The sequence below is a fragment of the Cupriavidus sp. 05T42 genome (genome assembly GCF_056396345.1).
The window spans coordinates 42,552-52,729 of record NZ_JBFTLH010000027.1 but is presented as its reverse complement, the minus strand read 5'-3'; the positions used below and the strand labels follow the sequence as shown (position 1 = coordinate 52,729).

Sequence of the window (10,178 nt, the reverse complement as noted above, 5' to 3'; positions counted from 1 at the left end):
CGCGGCGTTCGCCATCAAGCGCCCACACTTATCGGTTGTTTGGTTGTTAAAGAACTGGCCACACCGGCTTTGCCGGGGGCKGTACTGCTTGTCTGCGCTGCGTCGTTTGCGTCGCAGCAGAGAAACGAGATTATGAAGAACAACCTGCGTTTCGTCAACAGGTCAGCGAAGTTTTTTTCGCYGCGGTCAGCGCTGAAAAACTCCTCAGCCCGACCACCCATCAACCCCGCAACCCTTGTCGCTGCTGCGTTTGCAGCGCGGTTTGTGTTGCGAGGGGGCGAATATTAAGGGAGCCAACGCAGGCTGGCAAGGGGTTTGTCATCAAAATTTCAGATTTTTCTGGAAATGACGATTACGGCACCTCAGCAGCGCGATGTCAGGCCCCTATATATAGAATCATCAATCCGGGACCGGTTCCCGCCCTCCCATCTCCAGAGGACACTCACCCATGACCATTGAAGCAACCTGGTTGGCCGCCTCGGGCGCGAGCGCCTGCGACCTGCGCAACGAGACCGCCACCTGGCGCGCGGACCTGGACGCCCCTGCAGGCGACCCGTCGCTCCCTAACCCCCATGACCTGCTCGACTCCGCGCTGGCCGCGTGCACCACGCTCACGCTCCAGGTGTACGCCAAGCGCAAGGGCTATGACCTACGCGAGGTGCACGTCTCGGTGCGGCACGAAGAGGCGCCCGGCACCTACAAGATGATCCGCACCGTCAAGATCGATGGAGAGCTGCCGCCGAACGTGCGCGAGGATCTGCTGCGCGTGGCCAACAAGTGCCCGGTGCACAAATCCCTGTCCGCCCAGATTTCGATCGAAACCACGCTGACCGCCTAAAGGCACCGCCATTCATTGACTCGACAAATGATAATGGTTATCATTTGAGTTMTCGGGTTTCTGACACGACCTGAGTCAGCAAATGGGTTACCGGACACGACTCGTGTCCGGCCTTTTTTGCTGGCGGCCCCAAAGGCCGATCCCGCCGTCATCATCCTGACCCACCTGTCGCGCAACGTTGTCCTACAGCGAGATCCACATCCCAAGCGCGAAACGCATCCCTCATACGTAGGGCTCCCTCGTCTCATTGGTTCGCTCGCCAACCAAGCCTGTGTTGTAACGCGCTCCGAACGCCACTTGGGCGCTTTCGTGGCCATGTACTGCGGCTTAACATGAAGCCAAAACAAGACATGGCAGCCAGCAGCAGGGAAGCATTGGAGCGGGGACATCTTGGCGAACTACATCGAAGAGTATTGCGCGCGCATCCGACGCGGCGGCGCGCGAGCCATTGCGGACAAACCCGTGATGGTGGATCAGGACGGGACGTACACCATGGCTTACGTGCCGTTCGAACATCGGAACGCCGATGCGCGCCTGGTGCTGGTCAGCACCACGCCGGGCCACACCCACGTGCGGCTCGCCGCATCGGTCACGGAGGAACTGCTGCTCGCGCATACGCCCGGGCGGAGCATCCAGCGCGAGAACAAGCGGCGTGTGGAACTGGGCGGCCGACTCGTGCGGCCCAACCTGATCCGCATGCTCGACCACTTCCGCGTGCCCGAGCTGATTGGGCAACCCCATGCGGCAGCCTTGTGGAACGATGGGTTCGACGCCATCCAGCCGCTTGCCCTGCTGCCCCATGCCACCACGCGACGCGGGCTCGCATTCGACGGCCCGCTCGACGAACTGCTCGATGTGCCCATGCTCCGCGCCGTCTTCGAGTCGCTGTTCCTCGCGCGGCTCGGGCAGTGCCATCGGCAGGCGCTCTTTATAGGACTGGGGCGCACGGMGTGGGCGGGGCTGCGGCATGCCGCCGGGTTGGGTCTGATCGATCGGGGCCAGATGCTGGGGATGATGCCGGTGCCCGCGCGCGCCGGCAGCATGGTGCGGTATTTCCTGCGCGAGATAACCGCCAACGACCTGTCGCCCAATGATCCCGTGCGCCACCGCATCGCGTGGCTGGACGCCGCGCACGCGGAGATGGAAGCCGGCGTGCGCCGCGTGCGTGCCGCCACGGGGCCAGCCAACCAGCCGGATCGGCTGATCGCCTGATACCGGCTGCAGTGTGACGCTGGCCCCACCTAAGTAGGGATCAGCGGCGCCCCCATGTGCCGATAACACTCCTTGAGGATTCTGACCTCCTCGCATTCCCGATTTGCGGCCCCCCATGTTGGTGGAGGGCCGCTATTTTTTTGGGATGGTCCGTAGCCTATGAGTGACATAAAATGTCACGCGAACATGATCTGGATCTAATGCGGCGCAAATGGGGAAATTTCACGCAGCGATTGCGGAAATTTCCCACAAATTAAGCGACGCTATCTCCATATACTGCCCAGTCAGTGATGACCCCTGGCCAGCCGCCCACGCGGCACGGCCACAAGGCAGCAACGCATGACCACCATCCTGATCGTCGACGATCACCCCGCGCTGCGGCTTGCCATGCGCGCCCATCTCTCCCAGTTGCTGGGCGTGAATGTACTGCTGGAAGCCGACAACGGCCAGAGCGCCATCGAGGCCGTGCGTCGACATAAACCCGACCTCGTCGTACTCGACCTCGACATCCCCCGCATGAGCGGGCTCGATGCCACGCCACGCATGCGCGCGCTCCATCCGGCCGTGCGTATCCTGATCCTGACCGCCCAGAATCCCACGCCGTTCGCCGCGCGCGCCTACCAGGCCGGCGCGCAGGGCTTCATCAGCAAGACGCAGGACATGGATGCCATCGTCCGCTGCGTGGAAAGCGTGCTCGGCGGCTTTACCGTGTTCCCGAACGGCGCGAGCGCCAATCCCGCCACGGCCGTCACGTTCAGCGACCCCTCGCACGAGTCCCGCATGGTCAGCGACGATGAAGGCCTGCGCAAGCTGTCGGACAAGGAGGTCGTCATCCTGCGCATGCTGGCACGCGGCATGAGCAACAAGATCATCGGCAACGCGCTGTTCATCAGCAACAAGACCGTCAGCAGCTACAAGGCGCGCATCATGGCCAAGCTGCGTGCCGAATCCCTGGTCGATCTGGTCGATTTCGCCCGACGTTGCCAGCTCACCCCGTGACCCGCGCCGGGGCCCGCCGCGTGTTGCCCCGCGCCGAACGCGAAGCCATGGGCGCGGCAGTGGCCAACGCGGCGCGGGATGACCCCGTGCTCTACCGGATGCTGCTCGCCCGGCTGATCGAGACCAACGAGGCGGACATGGCCAACCTGCAGCGGACGGTGGCGATGCGGGACTGGACCGGCGTGCAGCGCACCGTGCACCGCATCAAGGGGAGCGCTGCGCTGTCCCGCTGCCCGACGCTGGTGGCGGCGGGCAAGTCGCTGGAGTCCGCGGCGCGGCAGGGCAAGCCTGCCGTGATCGACGCGCTACTGCCGCGCTATGTCGCCATCGTGACCGAATTCAACGATGCGCTGATCGCCCTGCAGGCTGCCGCGCCCCCCGCCTGCCATCCCGATCCGGCCGAAGATACGTCGCCGTCCAGCCACATTCAGTGAATTTGATGACCCTGCCTGCATCATGGCAGTGCAAGGCGCCGGTGGCACTGGCACACTGTGGGTCCATCCGGCCGCCCCCTTCTTTTCGCGCCGGACCCTTTTTCTGGCGGGAGACATGTCGTGGGTGATTTGCAGGCCTTGCTGGACAGCCACGGGCTGTCCCTGGTGTTCCTGAGCGTGCTGGCCGAGCAGGCCGGCCTGCCGGTGCCGGCCTATCCGATGATGTTCGTGGCGGGTGCGCTGTCGATGCAGGAGTCTGGTCCGTCGATTGGCGCCGTGCTGTTCGCGGTGATCTCCGCCTGCCTGATCGCCGATACGGCGTGGTACTTCGCCGGCAAGCGGCTGGGCCAGCCGATGCTGCGCACGATCTGCCGCGTCTCCCTCTCCCCCGACACCTGCATCCGGCAGACCCAGTCGCTCTACCTGCGCGTAGGCCCCCGCTCGCTCGTCTTCGCCAAGCTGCTGCCCGGCGCCGGCGCGCTCTCGACGGCCATGGCCGGCATGACTTCCACGCCGTTCATGACCTTCCTGTTCTACGACGCCCTCGGCGCGCTGGTCTGGGCTGGCGGCGCGCTGCTGGCGGGCGTGGTGTTCAGCGATTTCGTCGATACGATCCTGGCCGCCTTCAGCACCTACGGCCATATCGCCGTGCTGATTGCCGGCGGCGCCTTCGCGCTGTTCATTGCCTGGCGCTTCTGGCTGCGCTGGCGCATGCTGCGCCGCACGGGCCGGATTCCGCGGATGACGGTGATGGAGTTGGAATCGCGCCGCTCGACGGGCGCGCCGCCGCTGGTGGTGGACGTGCGCGCGCATGGCGTCGCTCCCATCGAGCGCATTCCCGGCGCGCTGGTCATGGAGCTGCACGCGCCGCTGGAAACGCTGGGCGAGCATTCGCCCGAACATGACATCGTGATCTACTGCGCCTGCCCCCATGAGATGTCCGCCGCCGTGCTGGCGGAGCGGCTGCGTGTGGCGGGCTACCGCCACACCTGGGCGCTGGCGGGCGGGTTCGACGAATGGAAGCGCCTGCAGGGCGCCTTGTCGACCCCGGCCGATGAGGCCAGCAACGACGCGGCCGACCCCGCCAAGCAGGCCTCCGCGCACTAATCCACCCGCCGTACCCCCCGGAGCAACCGCCGCTTCCTATACTTGGCGCAGGCCATTGTGCAGGGAGGGCGGCATGCCAGGCGAAGACCCGGGTTGGGACGATGAAGCCGCGCGCGTGGCGCACCGCCGGCGCATGCTMGATATTCCCCGGCACAGCGCCGGCCAGACCTACGCGCTCGCCCTCTCCGGCGGCGGCATCCGCAGCGCCACGTTCTGCCTCGGCGTGATGCAGGCGATGGCCGAAGCGCCGAATCCCGCCCAGACGCCCGCCCGGACGCCCCTCGACACCCCGCCCTCCCCCACTGTCGCCGGCACCCAGTCGCTGCTGGCCCAGTTCGACTATCTCTCCACCGTCAGCGGCGGCGGCTACCTTGGCGCGTTCTTCGTCAGCCTGTTCGTGCCCGGACGGCTGCGGCGCGGCACCAGTGCCGTGCAGGCCGCGCAGGATGCCTACCGGACGATGCAATACGAACCGCCGGGGCGCATCCACACCTCGGTCTCCTATGCCGAGACCCCGGGCCGGGCCGCCGTGGCGTGGCTGCGCGAGAACGGCCGCTACCTCACCCCCACCGGCGCGGGCGACAACCTCTACGCCGCCGCCGTGGTGGTGCGAAACTGGCTGGCCATGCAATATGTGATTGGTAGTGCACTGCTGGTGCTACTGGCCGCGCTGGCGCTGGGGCTGCACCTGGCCACGGGCGCATGGCACGGACTCGCCCGCAACGAGATGGACCTGCTCCACGCCGCGCGCCTGGCGTTCTACGACGAACGGCTGGCCATCTGGTGGAGCCCCTTGCTCTGGCTGCCGGTGGCCTCCGCGCTGCTGTTCGCCGTGCCCCCCGGCATCGCGTTCTGGCTGGTCTACCCGCGTTCGGACGACCCGCGCCAGCCCGTGCGGGTGCTGAACAACGCCGTGCTGCTCGCGGCGCTGATCGGCGCGGCCTTCCTGGCCACCGCGTGGTGGTTCCAGCAGTTGCAGCCGTCGCCACGGCTGGCCTACGCCTGCTTCGCCATCGGCATCCTGGCCTGGCTGGGCGTGGCGTCCTGCCTGGTCATGGTGATGCCGGCCCCGCGCTCGGTGACCATGTTCCGCGTGCGCGCCACGCGGGCGCTGCGCACGGCGATGGGGGTCACCGGCGCGCTGGCCGCGCTGGGGCTTGCCGATACCGCCGCGCGCACCTGCTATCTCTATAGCTATCTGACCGTGCATCCGTGGGGCGCGCTCGGCCCGGCCGGCACGCTGGGCGTGCTGGTCTGGCTGGTCCGCTATGGCGCCAATCTGCTCGATAACGGCCACAAGGGCGCCGGCGATTCGTCCTGGCGCGCGATGCTGAACCGCCTGCCCGTCTCGCTGCTGGCCGGGGCGCTGGCGGGCGTGCTGGCATTGCTCGTCTTCGTGCTCTGGTCGTGGATCGTGCTCTGGGTGCGGTGGGATGGCGGCGAGCCGGTCGACTGGCTCGTCTTCGGCAAGGCCTGGACCACGCCCGCGCTGGCCGTGCTGACGGGGCTCGCGCTGGTCATGGCGATGGTGGTGGGGCGCTTCGCGGGCTTCCTGAACCTGTCCACGCTCCAGTCGTTCTACGCCTCCCGGCTCACGCGCGCCTATCTGGGCGCCTCCAACGGCAACCGCTTCACCGCCACGGCGGGCAGCCCGGACGCGCGGCAGCGCTTCAGCGTGGCCGAGCCCGCCCCGGACGACGCCCTGAGCCTCAACGACTATTACGATCCCCGCGTGCTGGCGCCGCTGCACCTGATCAACGTCACGCTGAACCTGACCGTCGATCCGGCCGAGCAGCTCGTGCAGCGTGACCGCAAAGGCAAGCCGCTGTGCGTCTCGCCGGGCCCCGCGCTGGCCCAGCCGGGCGCCCCGCAGCAACTGCCCGCCGATACCTACGTGCGATTCAGCGTCGATGGGCGGCCTTGCTGCGCGATGTCGCAGGAACGCACCTTCCGCCGTCATCCCGGCGAGATGGCCCACGCACGCACCGTGGGCGACTGGGTGGCGATCTCGGGCGCCGCCATCTCCACCGGTCTCGGCCGCGCCTCCACGCTGGGCACCTCGCTGCTGATGGGGTTCGCCAACCTGCGGCTCGGCGTCTGGTGGCCATCGCGGCTGGATGCTGGCAGCGGGCACGCCCCCATGCGCCGGCGCGGCGCGGCGGGGCGCGCGCGGCCCACGCTCGGCGTGCTGACCGGCCTGTTCCGCACGCAGTACTACCTCGGGTGCGAACTCGCCGCGCGCTTTCACGGCACGCGGCGGGGCTGGCAGTACCTGTCCGATGGCGGCCATTTCGAGAACACCGCCGTCTATGAACTGCTGCGCCCGGAGCGCCGCGTAGCGCTGATCGTGCTGTGCGACTGCGGCTGCGACGCCGACTACCGCTTCAAGGATCTCGCCAACCTGATCCGGCTGGCCCGCATCGACTTCGGACTCGAAATCGTGGTGGACACCGCCGCCGCGAGCGACCCGGTGCTCAAGACCGTGTTCGGCACCATGGATGACTTTGCCGCCGATGCCAGCCCGGAGAGCCGAATGAAGGTCGGGCTGCTGCTCAATGCCTTCGTGGCCGGCCAGGGCGGCGCCCCGGACGCCCCGCCAGTCACCCGCATCATCCTGCTGAAGCCGCGCCTCACACCCACCGCGCCGGCCGATGTGCGCCAGTACGGCGCCGTCCATCGCGACTTCCCGCAGCAAGGCACCGCCGACCAGTTCTTCGATGAAGCACAGTGGGAGAGCTACCGCGCGCTGGGGTTCGACATCGGCCGGCGCATTGCCCAGGGGCCCGTAGCGCAGCGGCTGTTCGGGTAACGCGCGTAGCCCCACGGTTAGCAGGGCTACTCGGCGGGCGCCAGCACGATTCGGCGCACGTGACTACCATAGCCCCGTTCCCGTCTCCACATGGCGCGCCGGTCACCCCGGCCGCGCCCCGCATCCATGATTCCGTATTCCCTGCTCGACCTTTCACCGATCGTGGAAGGCAGCGATGCCGGCCAGGCCATGCGCAACACGCTGGACCTGGCGCAGCACGCCGAACGCCTTGGCTATCGCCGCTTCTGGCTGGCCGAGCATCACAACATGCCCGGCATTGCCAGCGCAGCCACGTCCGTGCTGATCGGCTACGTGGCGAATGGCACGTCCACCATCCGCGTCGGCTCGGGCGGCGTGATGCTGCCGAACCACTCGCCGCTGGTGATTGCCGAGCAGTTCGGCACGCTGGCTGCGCTGTATCCGGGCCGCATCGACCTCGGGCTGGGCCGCGCGCCCGGCTCCGACCAGGCCACGGCGCGCGCGCTGCGCCGCCAGCTCAGCCACGACAGCGCCGACACCTTCCCGCAGGATGTGGAAGAACTGCAGGCCTATTTCGATGAGGTGCGCCCGGGCCAGCGCCTGCGCGCGGTGCCCGGCGCGGGCCTGAAGGTGCCGCTGTGGCTGCTCGGATCGAGCCTGTTCAGCGCGCAGCTGTCCGCCGCGATGGGGCTGCCGTTTGCGTTCGCGTCGCACTTCGCGCCCGGCTTCATGCGCCAGGCCGTGGACCTGTACCGGCGCACCTTCCGTCCGTCCGAACAGCTCGATCGCCCGCACGTGATGCTCGGCGTCAACGTGTTCGCCGCCGACACMGGTGACGAGGCGCGCCGGCTGTTCTCGTCGCTCCAGCAGCAGTTCCTGGCACTGGTGCGCGGCACGCCGGGCCAGCTCAAGCCGCCCGTGGACAACATGGACCTGCTCTGGGACGCCAGCGAGGCCGACCACATCCGCCGCTCGCTGGCCGTCTCGGTCGTGGGCGACCCCGCCGCCGTGCGCGACGGCCTGCAACGTTTCGTGGATGACCTGCGCCCCGACGAACTGATGCTGACCGGCCAGATCTACGATCACGCGGCGCGGCTCAAGTCGTTCGAGATTGCCGCGAAGGCGGTGCGCGCCCTGTCGCTCTCGCCCACGCAACTGGCCTGAACCGTCAGCGCCAGAAAGCAAAAACCGCGGCCAAGGCCGCGGTTTTTGTTTGCGTACGAGCCGGATCGATCAGGCCGTCGCCAGCCGGAACGCCGACACCGCGCGCATCATCGACTGGGCCTGCTCGGCCAGCGAATGGGCGGCGGCAGCCGCTTCCTCGACCAGTGCCGCGTTCTGCTGCGTCACCGAGTCCATCTGCGTCACGGCCTGGCCCACCTGCTCGATGCCGGTGCTCTGCTCGGCGGAAGCCGCGCTGATCTCGCCCATGATGTCGGTCACGCGGCGCACCGCACCCACCACCTCGTGCATGGTCTCGCCGGCCTTGGCCACCAGCAACGAGCCGTTGTCTACCTGCGCCACCGAGTTGTCGATCAGCGTCTTGATCTCCTTCGCGGCGTTGGCGCTGCGCTGGGCCAGACTGCGCACCTCGCCCGCCACCACGGCGAAGCCCCGGCCCTGCTCGCCGGCCCGCGCCGCTTCCACGGCCGCGTTCAGGGCCAGGATGTTGGTCTGGAAGGCGATGCCTTCGATCACGCCGATGATGTCGACGATCTGGCGCGAGGCGTTGTTGATCTCGCCCATCGTCGCCACCACCTCGCTGACCACCTCGCCGCCACGATTGGCAATGTCCGAGGCATTCACGGCCAGCGCGCTGGCCTGCCGCGCGTTGTCCGCGTTCTGGCGCACGATGCCGGTCAGCTCTTCCATGCTCGACGCGGTCTGCTCAAGTGCCGAAGCCTGCTCTTCGGTGCGCTGGGAGAGATCGGTATTGCCCGCCGAGATCTGGTCCGTGGCCGTGGCGATGGAACCCGCCGCGCCGCGAATCTCGCCCAGCGTGCCCGCCAGGCGGGTCTGCATGCGCTGCATGGCGGCCAGCACGCTCTGCTCGTCGCCAGCGCGCACGGTCACCGGCACGGTCAGGTCGCCGCCGGCGATGCGCGTGACCGCTTCCACCGCGTAGGCCGGCTCGCCGCCGAGGCTGCGCTTGACGGTGCGCATCAGCCAGAGCATCACCGCCGCGATCAGCGCGCCAATCAGCAGCGTGCTGACGAGGGCGTTGATCAGGTTGGCGCGGAACGCGTCTTCCACATCGACCAGGAACACGCCGGTGGCCACGAACCAGTCCCAGTCCGCCACGTAGCGGCCGTAGGTCAGCTTGCGCTGCGGGTTTTCGGTGCCGGGCAGGCGGCCACGGTAGGTCGAGAAACCGGCCTCGGGGCCCGTGGTGCGGCGCGCGCCTTCCAGGATGGCGCGGTAGACGTAGACACCATCCGGGTCCTTGAACTCGCCGACCTGGTTGCCTTCCGTCTGCGGCAGGCCCGGGTTCAGGATCACCTGCGGCTTGGAATCGATGATGAACAGGTAGCCGTTCTGGCCGAAACGCATCGCGCGCAGCGCGTCCTTGGCGGCGGTCTGGGCGTCTTCCTTCGACATCTGGCCCTTGGCGGCACGCGCCGCGTACAGCTTGACGATGCCCTCGCCGGTGGCGACCAGCGACTGCAGGCTCTCGCGCCGCTCGCCCATCATCACGGACCTGGTGTGGAAGGCGTTCCAGGTGCCGAGCGCGAGCAGCAGCAGCCACATGACGGCAAGCGCCGCCCAGAGTTTGGTGTTCAGAGTGAGACGGTTCATGATC

General features: G+C 67.8%; 9 protein-coding genes. 8 read left to right on the top strand and 1 reads right to left on the bottom strand.

All coding sequences use genetic code 11. The features are described 5' to 3' along the window. The 8 genes from AC1EJR_RS25040 to AC1EJR_RS25005 form a co-directional block, all read left to right on the top strand. A partial coding sequence (locus AC1EJR_RS25040) for a hypothetical protein (RefSeq protein ID WP_477147728.1) occupies positions 1–288 on the top strand: 288 nt, incomplete at its 5' end. A gap of 160 nt (positions 289–448) precedes the next feature. After that, on the top strand, positions 449–838 hold the full coding sequence (locus AC1EJR_RS25035; RefSeq protein ID WP_092301581.1) for an OsmC family protein: 390 nt from the start codon (positions 449–451) through the stop codon (positions 836–838). 390 nt (positions 839–1,228) lie between these two features. After that, on the top strand, positions 1,229–2,050 hold the full coding sequence (locus AC1EJR_RS25030) for a hypothetical protein (protein WP_477147727.1): 822 nt from the start codon (positions 1,229–1,231) through the stop codon (positions 2,048–2,050). A 339-nt stretch (positions 2,051–2,389) separates the two neighbouring features. Then, complete coding sequence (locus tag AC1EJR_RS25025) at positions 2,390–3,049, top strand: response regulator transcription factor (RefSeq protein ID WP_092301587.1); 660 nt, start codon at positions 2,390–2,392, stop codon at positions 3,047–3,049. Positions 3,050–3,069: 20 nt separating this feature from the next. Next, positions 3,070–3,483, top strand: a complete 414-nt coding sequence (locus AC1EJR_RS25020; RefSeq protein WP_441593701.1) for an Hpt domain-containing protein — start codon at positions 3,070–3,072, stop codon at positions 3,481–3,483. Between the two features lie 120 nt (positions 3,484–3,603). Next, on the top strand, positions 3,604–4,590 hold the full coding sequence (locus AC1EJR_RS25015) for a DedA family protein/thiosulfate sulfurtransferase GlpE (protein ID WP_092301593.1): 987 nt from the start codon (positions 3,604–3,606) through the stop codon (positions 4,588–4,590). Between the two features lie 73 nt (positions 4,591–4,663). Then, positions 4,664–7,399 (top strand): hypothetical protein, encoded by a 2,736-nt coding sequence (locus AC1EJR_RS25010; RefSeq protein WP_477106220.1) that lies wholly within the window; start codon positions 4,664–4,666, stop codon positions 7,397–7,399. Positions 7,400–7,525: 126 nt separating this feature from the next. Next, positions 7,526–8,542: an LLM class flavin-dependent oxidoreductase gene (locus AC1EJR_RS25005; protein WP_092301599.1), complete on the top strand. Its 1,017-nt coding sequence runs from the start codon at positions 7,526–7,528 to the stop codon at positions 8,540–8,542. Between the two features lie 69 nt (positions 8,543–8,611). On the opposite strand, the gene AC1EJR_RS25000 is transcribed toward AC1EJR_RS25005, so the two are convergent. Further along, positions 8,612–10,174 carry a methyl-accepting chemotaxis protein gene (locus tag AC1EJR_RS25000; protein ID WP_092301602.1) on the bottom strand — a complete coding sequence of 521 codons (1,563 nt, stop codon included), beginning with the start codon at positions 10,172–10,174 and terminating at the stop codon, positions 8,612–8,614. Between the last annotated feature and the right edge of the window lie 4 nt (positions 10,175–10,178).

Coding starts and splice junctions, on each gene's coding strand:
- AC1EJR_RS25035 (WP_092301581.1), top strand. CDS start 449: ATGACCATTGAAGCAACCTGGTTGGCCGCCTCGGGCGCGAGCGCCTGC.
- AC1EJR_RS25025 (WP_092301587.1), top strand. CDS start 2,390: ATGACCACCATCCTGATCGTCGACGATCACCCCGCGCTGCGGCTTGCC.
- AC1EJR_RS25000 (WP_092301602.1), bottom strand. CDS start 10,174: ATGAACCGTCTCACTCTGAACACCAAACTCTGGGCGGCGCTTGCCGTC.